Source organism: Alteromonas mediterranea DE (assembly GCF_000020585.3).
Classification (GTDB): Bacteria; Pseudomonadota; Gammaproteobacteria; order Enterobacterales; family Alteromonadaceae; genus Alteromonas; species Alteromonas mediterranea.
Window position 1 is genome coordinate 2,074,984 of record NC_011138.3, and the last position, 19,375, is coordinate 2,094,358.

The window sequence follows — 19,375 nt, forward strand, 5'->3', positions numbered from 1 at the left end:
TCTCAACGGTTTATATTCCGAACCATTTGTTCATAGCGAGACTTAAACACCTTGCGCTAGCATGGCATCGGCGAGCCGCCTGAAAGCCGCAATATTCGCCCCCTTCATATAATCGACATAGCCATCTTCACGCTTACCTTCGATTACACAGCGTTCGTGAATACTGTTCATAATCGAGCAAAGCTGTTCGTCTAACGCGCTGGCGTCACGCTGATTGAACATAGCATTTTGACCCATTTCTAAGCCTGAAAGTGCAACGCCTCCAGCATTAGATGCCTTGCCCGGTACGTAGGTTATTTTGGCGTCAAAAAACTGTTTTTGCGCGTCGGTAGTGCAAGGCATATTGGCACCTTCTAATACCATTTTACATCCGTTGTTAAGCAGTGCGTTGGCATCTTCTTCTTGCAGTTCGTTTTGCGTGGCACAGGGGAGCGCTATGTCGCATTTAAGGTGCCAAGGTTTTTTATCCGCTACCCACGCCCCCATATTTTGTTCAGCCATGTCATAGAGTATGTTTTCACTTGAAGCATGATTTTCAATTGCCCACCTCAGGTTTTTATCACTTAATCCGCTCTCACTATGTAAAAGCCCTCGGCTGTTAGATAGTGAAATTACCTTAGCGCCTTTTTCAACGGCTTTTAAGGCGGCATGAAGGGCGACATTTCCGGCTCCAGATACTGTCACTGTTTTGCCCTTAAGGTCGGTCTTTTTATACTGGCACACCGCATTTAAAAAGTAGATGAGGCCAAAACCTGTTGCTTCGGTTCGAACATAGCTACCACCAAACTCTAAGCCTTTGCCGGTGAGTACGCCTTCAAACTTATTATTTAACCTGCGGTATTCACCATATAAATACCCGATTTCTCTTGCCCCCACATTAATGTCGCCTGCGGGTACATCGGTATTTGCGCCTATATGTCGTTGCAACTCACGCATAAATGCTTGGCAAAACAACATGATGTCACGATCTGAACGCCCCTTAGGGTTAAAATCTGAGCCGCCTTTTCCTCCACCCATTGGCAGCCCGGTCAATGCATTTTTAAAGCACTGTTCAAACGCTAGGAATTTAAGCACGGATAAATTTACGGTAGGGTGAAAGCGTAGACCGCCTTTATATGGCCCCATCGCTGAGTTGTGTTGTACACGCCACCCCTGATTTACTTCAATGTTACCTTCGCTATTCATCCACGAGACAGTAAAGTTAATAATTCGCTCCGCAAGGCAGAGGCGTCTAACAATATCAAACGCTTTGTAGTGCGCATTGGCATTGTATATAGGAACAATATCTTGAAGTACTTCGTGAGTGGCTTGAAGGTATTCAGTTTCGCCAGAAAATTTATCGTTAAGAAACGTGGTTATTTCATCCAAATTACTTTGTTCTGCCATGGACTACTTAATCCTTATTGCTAAAATTTGTCAGCACTGTAAGACTGCGAGGAACGGTTTTTATTGTAAGTGAGTTCCCTTCATAAATTTCGCCGTCTACGGCATAGGCTGTCGGTTTATCAAACGTTAAAGTGATAGTTGCTGCGCGTTCATGACGTATAGAATCTGATTGTTTTTTTGCATCAGCAGGGCTTAACACAAGCTCTGCTAGCGACAAAAATTGTTTGTCGGATGTGGTTTGTGGCTCAAGCCATGTTAAGTCTAACTTGCCATCTGTAATATTAGGTTGCTCTGCACCTTGGGCGAGTGCTGTAGTCATCGGCGCTGCATTAGCAATAACAAAGCTTGGAGTTTCAAAATTCTCGGCTTCGCGACCTTCTATTTCAACGCTAAAAGTCATGTTTTCGTTGTTGGATATGGCGTTCCATAAACCTTTTAAATAGGCGAATTGCCCACCCATATCTTTTTCTTCACGGTCGGCAGATGAAATCATTTTTTCTTCAAAGCCTACCGCTGCTACCAACAGCATTACACGGTCGTTGCATGTGGCGGTATCAATGTTAAGCGTATTCCCTTCGATGATGATGTCGCAAGCGGTACTAACAGGCATTACTTTACTGATATAGCCGTGCAATACCTGGCTTAACGCATTCGCAGTACCAAAAGGGATGATGCCCATGGTAACGTTTGTATTAACTAGCGCCGATGCCACCTCGGTTAAGGTACCGTCTCCACCACACGCTATTACAATGTCAACGCCGTCATCTCTTGCCGCCTCTGCTAGGGCTTTTCCGTCAACGTCCGGTGTGGTTTCTTTTACGGTAACTTCAAACTTTTCGTTAAGCCGAGACAATACATCTTCTTTATACTGCGCCCATTTTCCACCACCTGATACGGGGTTAACGATAAGCGTTAGTTTCTTCTGAAGTGACAACAACCCGCCGTCTCTTACTTTTTGAAGTGATGCCAATTGGCGTTTATTCAACCTTGCTGTTTGACGGATTTGATTTATTTGTGAAAGTGCTTGCTCTACGGTCAAGTCTGGATTCTTCGCAAGCAAATAGGCGGCGACGACTAATACAGAGCGGCCACGACCAAGCGCACAATGAACAACCACATTTTTGTTTGCCGATATTTGTTGGTTTAGCCAGTTAATGGCCAATACTAACTGTTCAGGTGTGGGGCTTGTGTGATCCAGCACGGGAACATTTAAATAGCGATAATCTTCTTGGTAGGCCGTCCAGTCAAGGCCATCAAATTCAGCTGTCACATCTAAAATAGCGTCGATATTATTTTTGTTAAGCAAAGGAACGTGTTTGCTTGACATTCGACAGCCCAAAAACAAATTGGGCTCGATTTTTTGAAGCGGCGGTACTTTATCTGTTCGGCGCGCATACGCATTGTAAAGCCCAGTACCTAACAGAAAAGGAATGAAAACCCAGCGAATATAAAATGGAATAGAGCCGTCTTCGCGTTTACGAAAGAGGCTAGGGTAGTTCAGCAAGTAGGCGCTACTTACTGCTATTAGTGAAAAAGCAACCCATCCAAACAGCAATTTCAATACGATTATCGGTAAGATAAACGTTAATACTAAGGCTGCAATTGCACCTAGTACGTAATACTTCACCATTTTCACGTTAGACACATCCTTTGTAATTGGAAAAAGTAAATAGCCTATGCATCTATACTTGTCCAACTGTGTTTTCGTTTACTTTTTAAGGTAATAGGTTTGAACTAACACGTTCTGGCTAACGTATGCTTTGATAATGAAAATATGAGTGTTTTAAATGAAAGATAGTGCAGTAGTTAAAGTTGTAAACTTCGCCTGGTTTCAGGGGGTTTGGTGGCTCGTTATTCTATTTCAGAACCAAGCCGTGATACCTGTTTTGGGCTTGATTGCGCTTTGGCTCTTTTTGTCTTCAAAACGCATTGAAGATATTAAGCTAATGAGCGCGGTATTTGTGTTAGGCACGCTAGTTGACGCACTACTCACTTACAGTGGTCTTTTCATTTTCAACGAGACAGAGGCGCTGCTTTCTTTTTGGCCCATTCCTATTTGGCTGAGTTTGCTTTGGGTTGCGTTTGCCGGCACCGTATATCACAGTTTGACCGTGTTCAAAGGCCGCCCTGTTCTTGCTTCCATCGCAGGCGCTGTATTTGCTCCACTCAGCTACATTGCCGGCGCTAAATTTGGCGCCGTTGAGCTTGGTGCGAGCATACTGTTTTCTTATATTTTCATCGCCCTAGTGTGGAGCGTGGTGTTCCCACTTTGTTTTTATCTATCCAATCGTTTTGAGGCAAAACTGTCTCAAGCGTGAAAGCAAGGAGTGTATTGGCAATGACGAAGAACGTTTTAGTTACCGGTGGCAATCGCGGAATAGGTTTGGAAATAGTAAAGGGAATGCTCTCGAAAGGCTACAAAGTGCTAATGGGGTGTAGAGACGAAGAATCAGGTCTTGAAGCGAAAAAAGATACCGTTGGCGGAGACCTTCATATTATAGAAATGCCCTTAGACAACGAAACGGCTATTGTAGACGCCCTTGTGCGTGCCGAGGCCGTGTATGGCCCCATAGATATTTTAATCAATAACGCTGGGGTGTTAGATGATACACCCTGGGATGAGGTTAACGCAGAGACGCTTGCCAAGTCTATGCAAGTTAATGTGAATGCGCCGCTTACCCTTATTCAGCAAACCCTTCCCCAAATGATCGACCGTGGGTTTGGTAGAATTATTAACGTGAGTTCAAGCTACGGTAGTTTTGCTGAAGGGTTAAAGGGGCCACTTAGCTATGCGTTGTCGAAAGCCGCGCTGAACGCGTTAACAGTGAAGATGGCAGCAGTGGTAGACGAAGCATCCGATAGCGGCTCGCTCAATGTCAAAGTTAATAGTATGACACCAGGTTGGGTACACACCAGAATGGGTGGCAGCGATGCGCCTAAGACACCTAAGGAAGGGGCTGACACTGCTATTTGGTTAGCGACCATCGAGGAGGGCGGCCCGCACGGTCAATTTCTAAAAGACCGAGAGCCTATCGACTGGTAATTATTCATGCTAGTGGCCCAGTTAGAGAATCTCGACTGGGCCGGTATAACGATAGTTGCGTAGCGTGTTCGTTACTTTACGCCTAAGCGGTGCTTTTACGTTCTATCACTACCTAGAGTGAAAAACGCTCTCTTAAAAAGCGAGCTATGCCGTCTTCATCGTGGTGGCCAATAACGGATGTTGCTGCGTCTTTGATATAAGGTTTAGCATTCGATGGGGCGTAGGCTTCATCCGCAAGTTCAAACATACTTAAGTCGTTGTCACTATCTCCAAAGCAAATCACATTGCTGGCGCCAAGCTGGTTTCTCAAAAGCTCAACGGCACTGCCTTTACTCGCTAACTTGTGGTGCACATCCATCCAACGGTACTCGTCACCCTCTATTGCTGGGCCAGAGTAGGCGATAAGTTCATCATGCATGTTTAATTGTTGATACATATCGTATACAAGCGCTGCATCTCCAATCATGCTGATATTGGTTATATGCGCGGTTGCCGGAAGTGATTCAATAGTGTCAAGTTTCGCCTTAGTTCTAGAAAAATATTTTTCAATTAAATCGCGCTCTACTTGGTATTTAGGTGTCGAATGATAAATCACATGCTCGTGATTAGGGCTGTCCATATTCACCGTATTGATAAATGGCGTAATATTGTTTTTGACCGCATGCTCAATAATAAGGTTAACTTCACTAGGCGCTAAAAGGTTTTCTAACGTAAGGGCATTGCCCGACGGGTCCCAAATTGCGACACCATTATTGTAAATATGAGGCAGCAAAAAAGACTGCCCCTCCAATACGAACTGAGCAGAATGCATAGTGCGCCCTGTCGCGACGGTAAAGGCGATATCTTTTTCACCGAGTAGTGCTAAGGTCTCTTTGGTAAACGATGAGATTTGAGAGGACTTGTTCAATAATGTCCCGTCTAAATCAAAAAATATTAAATCCATACAATTGATGCCCAGTTTCTACAACAGTAATAATAAGGTTTTGAATAACGCGAAAGGCAATATACGCCAATGGTTCGTATATTGCCTCTTAAGATGATTGCTAAGTAGCGTACACTATACCCAACATCTAACACCTAACATCTATCATCCAATACATGATAAGCATGGCTTAGCATACTCGCTCCTTTGCTTTACCAAGGTGAAGCGTGGCTGACAAACCCGACTAGCGAATAGACTCGACAACATTATCTGAATGTTGCTTAAGTAGCTTAGTGACTTGCGAAGCCGATTGCGTTTTCTTTAAGTTAATAACAAGTGCAACCTTACCATATCTAACCGCATGACGAACTGTCTGTATTACCTCATTTCTGTCAGGGCGCAGTCCAATCAAACCTGCCACAAACAAACCGATGAATAAGCCTGGGCTTATTAGTGCGATATAGGTAAACAGCGGGTTTTGCTGCGTTAGAGCAGGGCCAAACTGCGTAAGCAGAAACGCAGCAATTAGCCCGACAACTAAGCCTACAGCACCAAGCAGTAAATGAGACGACCACATACTCTTACCGATAGATGCACTGTTGCGCTCAAGCTTTTCACTCATTTTTGCATCGCCCGGTTCCACCACTTCAATTTGAGAGGTTTCCACTGATGTTTCATCTTGTACAATATTGATAACTTCGTTCACTTTTTGTTTAGAAGTGAACACCGCTGCTACTTGTAGTTCATCGTTAGAAACAACGCTGGCTCTGAAATTTTCATTGTCTGAATTTTGAATACTCATTATTGAATCCTTACTTCAATTTAAACCGTGTGCCTAGCAAACCCTGGTTTCAACGTCTCTTCGCTAAACGTTTCATAGTGGTAAAAAGACTTACGTTACACGGTAACAGCTAAAAGTTTTCTCTAATGCATCTATCTATACAAGTTACATTCCTATGAACGTATTGTACGCTTTATACTTTAGTTTAAATTTTTCGTTTTCATCTTTTAACAGGCTGTTTTATAAAGGCTTTAATCGCATTGTTAAAAGAAGTTAAAGAAGGTTTTCAGGTAGAAATTAAGGTGGGAAGCACAGAGATTTACCCACTAAGTCGAGTGGAAGCTAACGCTAGCATTACCTTATTGAGATAATTTTACACGGGCAGTGAAAAAACGTTACAGCGTATTTAGCGAGTAATAATCAAAAGCAGGCGCACTGTTAAAAGATGATGTGATCAATTCTTCTGTATAACTTGTAATTTGTATTCACAATCATACGGTTCATAAAACCATAAACCTGTATTAATACGGAACGCGCTAAAAGGGAGAATGCTTTGAAGAAACGGATAAAAGGCTATTGTAATGTGCATGAAGATGATAGCCACCTATCAATTAAGCGCATAGCGTGCGGAAATAAACGTTTTTACTATCGGTACACCAGTGGTAAGAAGGTTACCGGTCAACGTGTGATAAGCCGCATAAAGAAACTAGTTATCCCACCGAATTGGCGAGATACCTTTATCAGCCGCGACAGTAAGGCGAGTGTTCAGGCGATTGGATACGATGAAAAAGGCCGTAAGCAATACATTTATCATGAGAAGTGGCATGAGCAACAGCAGGTACAAAAGTTTGAGCGGTTGATTGCTTTTGGCAATGCCCTTCCAGCGTTTCGAGAGCATTGCATTTCTCTCATTTCTCAATCTTCCTGGACGCTAGAGCGCGCATGCGCGCTTGTTTGTCTTTTATTAGACTACACCGGCGCTAGGGTAGGGAATACGCAATACAGTAAAGAGAACAGCACCTATGGGCTTACGACGCTGCGACGCAAACACGTTCAGGCGCAGTGCGACGACAGTGTAGAACTTGCGTACATAGGAAAACATGGGAAACCGCGAACCCTGAAAGTGAATGACCCAGAATTGGCGTCTTTAATATGTGATTGCGCACAACAACAAGGTTATTGCTTATTTCGCTATCAAGATCACCGTAAACAATGGCACGATGTAACGAGCGAAGATGTGAACGCGTTTATACATGAGGAGCTGAGCGAACAATTTAGTTGTAAGGACTTTAGGACTTGGGCGTCGAGCCGTTTTGCCCTAACGGTGATGCCCGACGTATATGAACGTGTAGCAAGTTCAAAAACTAAAAAGTGGGAAAGCACATTAAGTAAAACCGTATCAGCTGAACTAGGCAATACGCCAGCGGTTTGCAGAAAATATTATATTCACCCGAAACTATTTGCTATTAAAAACCAGGGGGAAGCTTTCGAAAACACGCTAAATCGTGTGCGATCGCTGGCTGGCGAAGATTGTACACAGATTGCGCACTTACTGCCTGTAGAAAAGCTTCTTTTGGATGTTATTTCTACTAAGAGCAATGAGTGATGGGTTTACCCTAAAAATGTTTTAGCTGGAAGTAAACTAGGGTGATTTATAACCATTTCGTGCAAAGTTAAAATGTTTCATGCCTTGTGCTGGCTTTGTAATATCTTGAATATTATGGCTTATTTAATTTTCAAAAAACGAAATGTTATGTGAAACATTGTTGGCACAGAAAAGCCTATGAATGTGTTTTAAATCAAGTTGTATAAAAATTAAACTTGAAATATTTTTTCAAATCCTTATATTGTTTGAACTCTAATGATTATTGCTCGATTTAATTTTGCGTTTAGAAATTTCTAAAACGGTTTTTTACTAAAGCGTTTTTGAAAGGCGCCTTTGTTACTTACACAGGCAAACGCACTAATTTCATTTAAAGGTCTTTAGCGACCTCTCGCAATAATCAATATAGAGTTTTCGAGAGCAATAGAGGAAATAACCCACGTTATGCCAATGGAAAGTTACCTGTCACTAGCAGTATATTTTATCGCAATGCTAGGGATAGGGTTGTTTGCTTACCGACAATCTACCAGTGATATTTCTGGTTACATCTTAGGAGGGCGACAAGTAAGCCCTCAAGTTACCGCGCTATCAGCGGGTGCATCTGACATGTCAGGTTGGATGTTAATGGGCCTTCCTGGCGCAATGTATTTAACCGGTTTCGATGCCGTATACATTGCAATAGGGTTAGTAGCGGGTGCATTAGCCAATTATCTTTTAGTCGCGCCTAAACTTCGTGTTTATACCGAAGTAGCTGACGACTCGTTAACCGTGCCTGAGTTTTTTGCAAAACGCTTTAATACGCCCAATGCGAGCTTACGCATTGTGTCTGCGGTAATTATTGTACTGTTTTTTACATTGTACACGTCAGCAGGACTTGTAGCGGGCGGGAAGCTTTTTGAAAGTGCATTTTCAGTAGACTATCAACTTGGCTTGTTTATCACGCTGGGTGTGGTGGTGTCTTACACATTGCTAGGCGGTTTCCTAGCGGTAAGTCTTACTGACTTCGTACAAGGCTGTATCATGTTCGTTGCACTGGTACTGGTGCCAATCGTTGCTTTTACTGAATTCGATAGTGTTTCGCAGATGACAAGTGCAGCTTATCAATCTGTACCGGATTTTTCAGCGTCTCTTGAAACACTGACCATCGTAGGTTTGTTATCAAGTTTAGGGTGGGGCTTAGGTTATTTCGGTCAGCCACACATTATTGTTCGCTTTATGGCTATTCGTTCTGTTAACGCTATTAGCACTGCGCGCAACATTGGCATGTCGTGGATGACAGTGACAATCATAGGCGCTTTAGCGACCGGGTTTGTCGGTATTGCTTATGCCAATCAGTTTGGCTTAGCGGTAGACGACCCTGAAACAATTTTTATTATTTTTTCTCAATTGCTGTTTCATCCACTTATTAGTGGTTTTTTGATGGCCGCTATTTTGGCAGCGATTATGAGTACAATTTCGTCACAGTTACTTGTTAGTGCGAGTTCATTGACGGAAGACATTTATCGCGTATTGGTGAATAAAAAATCACCACAAAAAACACTTAGCGAAAAGCAAACGGTAACAATCGGGCGTTATGGTGTAGCGGGGGTTGCAGTTGTTGCGCTACTGCTAGCTATGGACGCGTCAAATACAATTTTATCTTTAGTAAGTAACGCTTGGGCCGGTTTTGGTGCTGCATTTGGTCCATTAGTCCTGTTTTGTCTGTATAAAAAGGACCTAACAGCGAAAGCGGCCATGGCAGGTATGGTGAGCGGTGCGGTAACCGTGCTGTTTTGGATTTATGCCCCGGTTTTAGCTGACGGTAAAACGTTAAGCAGCGTTATTTATGAAATTATTCCAGGGTTTGCGGTAAGTACGTTAACACTTTATGGGGTAAGCTGTTTCGGCGAGAACCCATCGAAAAACGTACAGGCAACGTTTGCGCAAGCCAGTGAAGAATTAGCGAATCAACAATCTTAAGGTTAAAAAGTTTATTATGAGTCATCCTAATTGGAAACGCGTAGTCATCAAAGTAGGTAGTGCATTAATATCGCCCAACCAGCAAGGTTGTAGCAGTCACTATTTGCTGAGTATTGCACAGTTTATCGTGCGATGCAGAGCCAACGGCACACAGGTAGTATTGGTGTCTTCTGGCTCAGTCGCAGCTGGCGCGCATTTGTTTCCAGAGCAAGAAAAATCTGATATTGCGGTTAAAAAGGCAATGGCAGCAGCAGGCCAAACCGAAATGATTGCCACATGGGACAGACTGTTTGACTTCCCTTCGGCACAGATGCTTCTAACTCACGCCGACTTGCGCGACAGAGAGCGGTACGTGAGTATTCGTGAAACGATATTTAGCTTATTGGATAACAATATTCTACCTATCGTGAACGAGAACGACACGGTCACTACCGATAAATTGAAAGTAGGTGACAACGATAACTTGTCAGCCATGGTAGCGTCGGCAGCTGAAGCAGACGCACTGATTATCTGTTCAGACATCGATGGGTTGTACGATAAGAACCCCCACGAACATGACGACGCAAAAATGCTCAAGTCGGTTGATACCATCGACCAAAGCATTTATGACATGGCTGGTGGTGCGGTTAAAGGCGGTGTTGGCACCGGCGGTATGCGCACAAAAATTGAAGCGGCGGAGAAAGCTGTTTCGCATGGTATAGATACATATATTATTAACGGCTTTACTGAGCTGTCGTTTAATATGCTGCTAGCAGGTGAAAACCCAGGCACGCATTTCAAACCTCACGCTAAGCCAATGCAAGAGAATGTGCATTGGATGCGTCATACGTCAAACGCGCAAGGCGAGGTTATAGTAGAGGGAGATTTCGATGACTCTCTACACAGCGACGCAGAGCAACTAACAAGTAGCGAAATTATAGACGTGAAAGGTGAGTTCTCGGTTGGCGACACCATATTGGTACGTAAAGAAGACGGCACTAAATTGGTAAAAGCGAAATCGAACTACAGTAGCTGTTTATTGAATTTCATTGCGAATCAGGAAAACGACGAATTTGCCCACGAGTTTGAAGAAAAAACGGGGCCAATTATTTCTGATCAGCACATAGCAAATCTGGAGAAAGAATGAGTATTATTACAGAGTTAGCACAACAGGCGAAAAAAGCTGCACGTACACTGGCGATTTTAAGTGAGAGCCAGAAAAACGCGGTGTTAACTGATATGGCCGCGGCTATTCGTGAAAATAAAAGCAAAATAATTGAAGTAAACGAAAAAGAAGTAGCGCGAGCGAAAGACAACAATTTAGACGCTGCAATGATCGACCGCTTAATTCTTAATGAAGAGCGTATCGAATCTATGGCAGAAGGGATTGAAGTTATTGTAGAGCTTGACGATCCGGTAGGTAAAGAGCGCGTTATCGGTACACGTCCAAACGGTATCGAAATCAAAAAGATGCGTATTCCTCTTGGCGTTGTGTGCATGATTTACGAAGCACGACCTAATGTTACTGCCGATGCAGGTGCGCTGTGCTTCAAATCGGGTAATGCAGTTATATTACGTGGTGGTAAAGAAGCGCTTGATACCAGCTTAGCCATTGCTGAGTTAATGCAAGACGTACTCGAAAAGCACAACTTGCCGAAAGCTTTGGTAACAGTGGTTCCAAATCCAGATCGTGCGCTTATGCAAGAGTTGATGGAGCAGCGTGATTACATCGACGTAATTATCCCTCGTGGTGGTGAAGGTCTTATTAATTACGTTACTGATAACGCAAAAGTACCAGTAATTCAGCACTTTAAAGGCGTGTGTCATCTATACGTGGATAAAGACGCTGATTTAGAAAAGGCGTTAGCCATTCTTCTAAACGGTAAAACACAGCGTACTGGTGTGTGTAATGCTCTAGAAGGTTTAGTCGTTCACCAAGCGGTAGCGGGTGATTTCTTACCTAAAGTGGCCGATGCCTTCAAAGAAAAAGGCGTGAAGGTTCACGTTAACCAAAAAGGTAGCCAATATTTCGATGGCGCTGACGTAATTGCAGAAGACGCATACGGTGAAGAGTACCTAGGTTTAGAAATCGCAATTCGCGTTGTTGATGACTTCGAAGGGGCAGTAGACCATATTGCTCAGTTCGGTAGTAACCACACCGAAGTTATCATTACCGAAGATGCCGAGAAAGGTAAGCTGTTCCAGCGCGCGGTAGACGCGAGTGTGGTAATGGTAAACGCTTCTTCTCGTTTCTCTGACGGTAGCCAGCTTGGTTTAGGTGCGGAAATTGGTATCGCTACAACCAAACTGCATGCTTACGGCCCAATGGGCTTAGAGTCACTGACTTCAGAGAAGTACCTTGTGAACGGTGAAGGACAAATTCGTGACTAAATGACCGCAGTTATAACTGGTCGGCATTGTGCCACGAGTTTACATGCTTCATAATAAAAAGCGCTGACATTCGTCGGCGCTTTTTTTCGCCTATTCAAATATTTACCCTCGGAGCATTAACGGAGCTTACATGGAGATTGTGATAGACCCAACGCAGCTGTGGGAACAACTTATCGCCTTTGCGAATGAGTACAAACTGCTGACATCTCTGGTGCTTTTAATTGTGCTGCACTTTACTAAAAAGGGTGTATTGCTGCTTATTAGGCGCATAAGCTCCCAGCGGGGAGAAGACCGTCGAAACCAAATAAACATTTTAGAGCAGCTAGGGAATGCGTTTATCATCATAGTGTTAATGATGGTGTGGAGCTCTGAAATTCAGACCCTGGCAATTTCTATTGCAGCCTTCATGGTTGCAATTGTGCTTGCTACCCGCGAGTTTATTCAGTGCTTCATGGGTTTCATTTATTACCTTGGCGCTCGGCCCTTTAGAGTAGGGGACTGGATCCAAATGAATAATATTATTGGTGAAGTGGTGGAAATGGACTGGGCTAAAACGGCGTTGTTAGAAGTTGATCCCGAGACCTTCAACTACACAGGAAAGCACGTGTATGTGCCTAATAGCCAGCTCGTAACCCAAACCGTACGCAACCTTAACTTTATGCGTCGTTATCGTCTGCACTCTTTTGAAATAGTGAATGAGCCTACAGTCAATGCCTATAGCTTGTTACCGGCGTTTCACGCTCGCGCACAAGCTCATTGCGAATACTTTCGCGACGTAGCAGAGCGCTATAAAGGCCTGATTGAACGTCATTTAGAACAAGAGTTTATTCGTATTGACCCAGAAGTGGAAATCAAAACGAACGAACTAGCCAAAGTAGTGGTAAAGGTGAGTTTGTTTTGCCCAACTGCGGAAGCTCATGAACTTGAACACAAGATGTGTTCAGATTGGCTAAGCCTGTGGTTTAGAGCGCAAAAGGAAGAACAAGCGATGTTAATGCAACAACAAAGCGAATTTACACCACATTTCCCCGTCTGCGACGACAACAGACGACAAACGACGTCAAGTACAGGCTTATAAAAACGCATTTGAGGGCGGTCGGTTGATCAACTCCGGCCGCTGCCTGTTATTCGTGGCACGTCCAATTTCGTTGATGAGAAAAGTGCCCTTCTAAAAATGCCATTTGGTCGGCTAATATGCGCCTGTTCATCAAATAGAAACGCTCGTAAACGTTAGGTCTAAATGGCACGGCTAAAAGCGGCATATTGGCCTCTTCAGGCGTTTTAGCCCCTTTGGCATGGTTACAGCGCTGGCAAGCGGTAGCTACATTTGTCCACACGTCTTTCCCGCCGCGAGAGCGGGGGATAATATGGTCGCGAGTTAGCTGTTTGGGCGTGAATGTTTGGCCACAGTACATACATAGATAACTGTCACGGCGGAACAAATACCGATTAGTGAGCGCCACTTTACCCGACAGGTCAGTAACTTTTCCATCACAGGCAATTATGCTTGAAAGGGTTAGTTGACTTTGCAACCCTTGGTGATTCCACCCCCCTTTAAGCGTTATCCCATCACTACCTAGTTCAAACAACACCTTATCTTGACTGTAAAGCTTTGCGGCTTGTTCAACATCTATCCACTCTAGGGGCATGCCTGCTTTGTTAAGTCGAAGTACCAACATGGTTATCTCCTTTAGCACACTTGAGGCTGGTGACCATTAATCTAGTGCAAGGGTCAACAAGCCTTAATATTAGACGTTCTTATTGTGATAAATACGCTTACTGTAACCTTTATGTAAGATGACATGTGCGTTCTTGTTTAGCTTACGTTTTCTTCTAGCATACGCTGTTTTATGTCAGTATGATGAAAATATAGTCAATATTTGAAATTTCACAGATATTTCATATAGTCATGGTGCTATAGGTGGTAGCGGTAAATTACCGAGTTGATTACAAAATAATGCGACAAATTCCACGTGGGGCTGCATTTGGGAATGGCATTAACGCCACTTCAAAGTTATACTATGCGCCGCGTTTAAAAGCGATAAAATAAAGATTGAAATTAAAGGACAAATAGTGACTCCTATTACTAAATCATTTCAGTATGGACAGCATACTGTAACTCTAGAGACGGGTGTAATTGCTCGTCAGGCGACAGCTGCGGTTCTTGCGAGCATGGACGACACGTCTGTACTGGTAACAGTAGTTGGTAAAAAAGAAGCCAAGCCAGATCAAGACTTCTTCCCTCTAACAGTTAACTACCAAGAAAAAGCATACGCTGCGGGTAAAATCCCAGGTGGTTTCTTCAAGCGTGAAGGTCGTCCATCTGAAGGCGAAACATTGACTGCGCGTCTTATCGACCGCCCAATTCGCCCATTATTCCCAGAAGGCTTCAAAAACGAAGTACAAGTTGTTGTTACTGTAATGTCTGCTAACCCAGATATCCCTACAGACATCATCTCTATGATTGGTACTTCTGCAGCCCTCGCTATCTCTGGTATTCCATTCAACGGCCCAATTGGTGCGGCACGTGTTGGTTTCAGCAACGGCGAATACATTCTAAATACACGCGCAGAAGAGCAAGCTGAAAGCGAGCTTGACCTTGTTGTTGCGGGTACTGAAGGTGCAGTACTTATGGTTGAATCAGAAGCTGACGTGCTTTCTGAAGAAACTATGCTAGGTGCGGTAATGTTCGGTCACGAGCAACTTCAAACCGTGGTTAGCGCGGTTAACGAATTTGCTGCTGAAGTTGGCACTGAGAAGTGGGACTGGGCACCAGAAGCAGAAAACACTGCGCTTAAAGATAAAGTTAAAGCACTAGCTGAAGCTGAAATGACAGCGGCTTACCAGATTTCTGACAAGTTAGAGCGTAAAGACGGCGTAACGGCAGTAACTGAGAAAGCACTTGAAGCTATCCTTGCTGAAGACGAAGAACAAGACAAGAAAGAAGTACTAGATCTTCTTCACGATCTTGAATCTGACGTTGTACGTTCACGCATCCTTTCTGGCGCGCACGTATCGACGGTCGTGAGCTGCAATGATTCGTGCACTAGACGTAGCAACAGGTATTCTTCCTCGTACTCACGGCTCTGCACTATTTACTCGTGGTGAGACTCAGGCAATTGTGGCTGCTACTCTAGGTACAGAGCGTGACGCACAGATGATTGACGAGCTTCAAGGTAAGCGCGACAGCCGTTTCATGCTTCACTACAACTTCCCTCCATACTGTGTTGGTGAAACCGGTATGATTGGTTCGCCTAAGCGTCGTGAAATTGGTCACGGTCGTCTAGCGAAGCGTGGTATTCAAGCAGTAATGCCAAGTGAAGAAGAATTCCCGTACGTAGTACGTGTGGTTTCTGAAATCACAGAATCAAACGGTTCATCTTCAATGGCGTCGGTATGTGGTACTTCACTAGCGCTTATGGATGCGGGTGTTCCAATTAAAGCGTCTGTTGCGGGTATCGCAATGGGCCTAGTTAAGAGTGACGACAACTTTGTTGTACTTTCAGACATCCTTGGTGACGAAGATCACCTTGGCGACATGGACTTTAAAGTAGCGGGTACTACCGACGGTATTACTGCACTTCAAATGGACATTAAGATTGAAGGTATTACTAAAGAAATCATGCAAATTGCGCTTAAACAAGCAAAAGAAGCACGTTTGCACATTCTTAACGTAATGGACGAAGCAATTGGCGGTCACCGTGAAGAGCTAAGTGAATTTGCTCCACGCATTTACACAATGAAGATTGACCAAGACAAGATTCGTGACGTTATCGGTAAAGGCGGCGCAATGATCCGTCAAATTACTGAAGAGTCTGACACTAACATCGAGATTGAAGACGACGGTACTATCAAAATTTTCGCTACAGAGCGTGCGAAAGCAGACATCGCTATTGGCAAGATTGAGCAAGTAACGGCTGAAATTGAAGTTGGTAAGACTTACAACGGTAAGATTACACGTATTGTAGACTTCGGTGCGTTCGTAGAAGTACTTCCAGGTAAAGAAGGTCTTGTTCACATTTCACAAATCGCTCACGAGCGTGTGAACAAGGTTACTGACTACCTTAAAGAAGGTGAAATGGTTGACGTTAAGGTTATGGAAATCGACCGCCAAAACCGTGTACGTTTAAGCATTAAAGAGCTTCTAGAAAAGCCTGCGCCTAAGTCTGACGACGCAGAGTAATATCAATTAGGTTTAAACCTAGTTAGTTATGTTTAAGTAAAAAGGGAGCTTGGCTCCCTTTTTTCGTTTTAGGTTTTAAAAGTAATAACGGGTTGGGTTTTACCCGCCAACCCATACATTTTAGCCACACATTCAAACCATAACGAAAAGCGCTTTTTTTTAGAGGTATTTGATAATGGATAAGCAAACGCAAACCGAAGTAGAAGCAGCGGTATTCCGCCGCTTAGTAGAACACCTAGACGCGAATAAAGACGTTCAGAACATCGACCTGATGATTTTGGCGGATTTCTGCCGTAACTGTTTGGCCAAATGGTATTCAGCAGCTGCAAGCGAGCAGGGCGCTGATATCGACTACGAAGCCGCACGTGAAGTGGTATACAAAATGCCGTATTCTGAGTGGAAAGAGAAGCACCAGCTTCCTGCTACTGATGAGCAGTTGGAGAAATTAGCTGCTAGGCAGGGGAAGTAAGAGTTGTAATTTGTATATGAAGCCAGCGAAAGCTGGCTTTTTTGTGCTTGGCTTGTGTGAAATACACCAAATGCACCTGCATGTCGATTTGGTGTTTTTAATAAATGAGCGAAAAACGACGTTAAGCTTTTTTCTTTATTTCTCTGTTGGTTGTGGTTAAAGTAGTTTTAAATACAAGGAGAAATTGTCCCAAAGTGATGTGGAAAAGCATGTCGGTTCGGGGATGAGTAAGCTGTTATAAGGCTAGAAGGATGTTCAGACACATACTAATCTGTAGTTTCCAGTCTTCTCTATTTGTCACATTAAGTTTGACTATTTTAAGCTTGCCATATGGCAGTGCCGCCTTCATCTTTGGAGCTTTAGCATTTCCCATTGCATTTGTTATGGGCTCAATATTAGCTTATCCACTCATAAAGCTATGGCTTAAAAACGCTTGGTCAAGTAAGTTTAGTTTTCTAGTATTTTTATGTATTGGATTCATTCTTGGTTGCGCAACACCAATCGTATTGTTTAGCAAAAACTTGGCATCAATAGACATTCAATCATTTTTGTTTTTAAGTATTTATGGTGGGCTAGGTGTGGTCGGTTCTTTGTGGTCTTGGCATTATGTTCGTAGAAACATCGCCTTATAACAAAACGCTCAAGCCACTCCCTTCGGTCGCTGGGACGCATACACGCAGGGCGGCTTCGCCATTATGCCCCACATGCCTGCGCCCCTTATTTAAAAGTTATGTGAAAAGTAACCATCAAGAATGGAAAAATAATTAGAATGCCTAAAGATATGGACGACTTCTTAGATTTCATACTTAATGAATTGGGTGAGGGCACTTGGGTTCCGCTTTATAAGAACCTAAATAAAGAAGATAAATCTGAGGATGGCTCGCTATACTCCTGCTTAGTTTCACCAGGTAATACCCAAAAAGCAATGGAAGGCTATGGGTGGGATTTGCTTCCTGGTAGTGGAGGCCCGTCAATAGTATCGAGTGGCAAAGATAATATCTGGTATGAGCCAAATAGTTCCGAATATCTACCGCTTGTTATCTATAGAGATTTTCATGGCACAAGAAAGCCGTACAGAGAAATATTACAAGAATTAGTATTATACCTCGAGCTTTACCATGACACGGTTAATCATAAATATGTTGTTTATGATGACAATGGAACTGAAATTCAGGTTGTAAGGTATTCAGATGATGAAATTCTTATAAGAAAATCATTCTTGAAAGCATTTATGTCTGCTAGGCAAATGAACCTGTTGTTATTTTTTGAGAATTCGCGCCACAAAGTTACAAGTGAACGGTTGCCGGATGAGCATGTGAATGATCCTTTCGTTTCATACACTAGGTTTTGGGATAGCTCGTACGTAGAGGGCTATAGCACTTTCACTAGAGTGCTAGGAAAAAAACTTTTTTATTGCTCTCCAAGAAAAGAAGAGTACTACAGCCCATTCGATGTAGAGAAGAGCTATGAATCATTCATTATCGAAGGTGATGCTCATGATCATCATCTCCACTCCTGTGATCCTTCTTTGTTAGCCGACTATTTCGGAAAAAATAAAGGTGCGCCTCATTATTTAACTCCGGTTTACTTCGATAAAGCAGTGCTTCAAAAGTATTTTGGGTCTTCATCAGAGTATGAGGTACAAGATAGTGCAATCCATAAGCATGGGTATTGGAGATTGCGCTTTGACAATAACTCGCCGGGACACGTGTTTTGTTTTAGGAGGTAATCTTGGCCGAGATATACCTCACTCCGAGCAGATTTACAATACTAAACAAGACAGGCATGTTTTGGTAACAGGTACTAATAGCAATGGAGCAATAGCCTGGCGAGAGCGTTATACGCCCTTTGGTATTACGCTTGATAATGAGTCTGCAAATGATGATCAAGCAGGCTATACGGGTTATATTGAAGCCAGTAATACTGGCTTAGTTTATATGCAGGCACGATACTATGATCCAGTTATAGGGCGGTTTTATTCTGACTAAACAAGACAGGCATATTTCAGTTCGAATACACGCCTTTTCGTCACGAGCAAACAGTCTAAAATGAAACAAGGAAGTCAGATGAAGAAATTACTATCCATAGCCATATAATATATTCTTTTGAATGGGGGCAGCCAACAGACTTACGCAGACTAATCGCAAATTTGTGTTTATACAACAGACCAAGATGCGAAAGAATGCAGTAACGGAGAGCTCGCATATTTTAGGCTCCAAACGTACTAAACAAGACAGTCATTATTACGTTTGCAAATGAGGGTATGTGTTTTTTTGTTTGTCTTAGTTTCTACTTTTATTGATATTTAAAAAAGATGCGCTTTATGGCCTGGGTTAAATGACGAATAACCGAAGAACAACAATTATCAGGCTTTTTCTGCTAGTCAGTACTATTATTTCTCTGTTTTTCGTTCCTTGGATATTGGTTAAAGCTTGGATTTTACCTTTACCTCAAACGGTGCAAGTGACTAAACAAGACAGGCATATCTCTTTTCTGGGCTTGCGTGAAATACACCAAAAGCACCTGATCGCCGATTTGGTGTTTTTAATAAATGAGCTAAAAACGACATTACGGATTTTTCTTTATTTCTCTGTTGGTTATGGTTTAGAGTTGTAAGAAGAAAAAAGGAGAAGTGCCCCAAAATGGTGTGGATTAGCAT

General features: G+C 43.1%; 16 protein-coding genes and 1 pseudogene. 12 read left to right on the plus strand and 5 right to left on the minus strand.

What is annotated here, in order from left to right; all coding sequences use genetic code 11:
* Positions 1–42: 42 nt before the first annotated feature.
* Positions 43–1,386 (minus strand): NADP-specific glutamate dehydrogenase, encoded by a 1,344-nt coding sequence (gdhA, locus tag MADE_RS09270; protein WP_023559688.1) that lies wholly within the window; start codon positions 1,384–1,386, stop codon positions 43–45.
* Positions 1,387–1,393: 7 nt separating this feature from the next.
* Positions 1,394–3,022 (minus strand): diacylglycerol kinase family protein, encoded by a 1,629-nt coding sequence (locus MADE_RS09275; protein ID WP_023559689.1) that lies wholly within the window; start codon positions 3,020–3,022, stop codon positions 1,394–1,396.
* A gap of 151 nt (positions 3,023–3,173) precedes the next feature.
* Between MADE_RS09275 and MADE_RS09280 the strand changes: the two genes are divergently transcribed.
* A complete protein-coding gene (locus tag MADE_RS09280) occupies positions 3,174–3,704 on the plus strand; it encodes a DUF2878 domain-containing protein (protein ID WP_023559690.1) in 531 nt (176 codons plus the stop codon).
* Positions 3,705–3,724: 20 nt separating this feature from the next.
* Positions 3,725–4,429 (plus strand): SDR family NAD(P)-dependent oxidoreductase, encoded by a 705-nt coding sequence (locus tag MADE_RS09285; protein WP_023559691.1) that lies wholly within the window; start codon positions 3,725–3,727, stop codon positions 4,427–4,429.
* Positions 4,430–4,541: 112 nt separating this feature from the next.
* On the opposite strand, the gene MADE_RS09290 is transcribed toward MADE_RS09285, so the two are convergent.
* Positions 4,542–5,372: an HAD family hydrolase gene (locus MADE_RS09290; RefSeq protein WP_023559692.1), complete on the minus strand. Its 831-nt coding sequence runs from the start codon at positions 5,370–5,372 to the stop codon at positions 4,542–4,544.
* 223 nt (positions 5,373–5,595) lie between these two features.
* Positions 5,596–6,153, minus strand: coding sequence for a hypothetical protein (locus MADE_RS09295; RefSeq protein ID WP_023559693.1), 558 nt, complete (start codon positions 6,151–6,153; stop codon positions 5,596–5,598).
* A 532-nt stretch (positions 6,154–6,685) separates the two neighbouring features.
* Between MADE_RS09295 and MADE_RS09300 the strand changes: the two genes are divergently transcribed.
* The 5 genes from MADE_RS09300 (at position 6,686) to MADE_RS09320 (ending at position 13,142) form a co-directional block, all read left to right on the plus strand.
* Positions 6,686–7,738 carry a DNA topoisomerase IB gene (locus tag MADE_RS09300; RefSeq protein WP_023559694.1) on the plus strand — a complete coding sequence of 351 codons (1,053 nt, stop codon included), beginning with the start codon at positions 6,686–6,688 and terminating at the stop codon, positions 7,736–7,738.
* Between the two features lie 441 nt (positions 7,739–8,179).
* The gene (gene putP / locus MADE_RS09305) at positions 8,180–9,694 is read left to right on the plus strand and encodes a sodium/proline symporter PutP (protein ID WP_041912765.1); all 1,515 of its coding nucleotides are present in this window, start codon (positions 8,180–8,182) and stop codon (positions 9,692–9,694) included.
* A 16-nt stretch (positions 9,695–9,710) separates the two neighbouring features.
* The gene (gene proB, locus MADE_RS09310) at positions 9,711–10,820 is read left to right on the plus strand and encodes a glutamate 5-kinase (RefSeq protein ID WP_023559696.1); all 1,110 of its coding nucleotides are present in this window, start codon (positions 9,711–9,713) and stop codon (positions 10,818–10,820) included.
* Positions 10,817–12,064, plus strand: a complete 1,248-nt coding sequence (locus tag MADE_RS09315; protein ID WP_020743512.1) for a glutamate-5-semialdehyde dehydrogenase — start codon at positions 10,817–10,819, stop codon at positions 12,062–12,064. Before proB ends, MADE_RS09315 begins: the two co-directional genes overlap by 4 nt.
* A gap of 130 nt (positions 12,065–12,194) precedes the next feature.
* Positions 12,195–13,142 (plus strand): mechanosensitive ion channel family protein, encoded by a 948-nt coding sequence (locus MADE_RS09320; protein ID WP_012518308.1) that lies wholly within the window; start codon positions 12,195–12,197, stop codon positions 13,140–13,142.
* Between the two features lie 46 nt (positions 13,143–13,188).
* Here the strand turns inward: MADE_RS09320 and MADE_RS09325 are convergent, their stop codons facing one another.
* On the minus strand, positions 13,189–13,743 hold the full coding sequence (locus MADE_RS09325; protein ID WP_012518309.1) for an HNH endonuclease: 555 nt from the start codon (positions 13,741–13,743) through the stop codon (positions 13,189–13,191).
* Positions 13,744–14,137: 394 nt separating this feature from the next.
* Here MADE_RS09325 and pnp point away from each other — a divergent pair.
* The 5 genes and pseudogenes from pnp (at position 14,138) to MADE_RS20860 (ending at position 19,332) form a co-directional block, all read left to right on the plus strand.
* Positions 14,138–16,247: pseudogene (gene pnp / locus MADE_RS09330) on the plus strand (polyribonucleotide nucleotidyltransferase).
* A gap of 175 nt (positions 16,248–16,422) precedes the next feature.
* Positions 16,423–16,716, plus strand: a complete 294-nt coding sequence (locus MADE_RS09335; RefSeq protein WP_012518312.1) for a DUF1244 domain-containing protein — start codon at positions 16,423–16,425, stop codon at positions 16,714–16,716.
* 769 nt (positions 16,717–17,485) lie between these two features.
* The gene (locus tag MADE_RS09345) at positions 17,486–18,445 is read left to right on the plus strand and encodes a hypothetical protein (protein WP_023559697.1); all 960 of its coding nucleotides are present in this window, start codon (positions 17,486–17,488) and stop codon (positions 18,443–18,445) included.
* A gap of 61 nt (positions 18,446–18,506) precedes the next feature.
* Entirely contained in the window at positions 18,507–18,704 is a 198-nt protein-coding gene (locus MADE_RS20585) for an RHS repeat-associated core domain-containing protein (protein ID WP_020743518.1), read from the plus strand.
* Between the two features lie 349 nt (positions 18,705–19,053).
* Positions 19,054–19,332 carry a hypothetical protein gene (locus MADE_RS20860; protein WP_012518315.1) on the plus strand — a complete coding sequence of 93 codons (279 nt, stop codon included), beginning with the start codon at positions 19,054–19,056 and terminating at the stop codon, positions 19,330–19,332.
* Positions 19,333–19,375 lie beyond the last annotated feature (43 nt).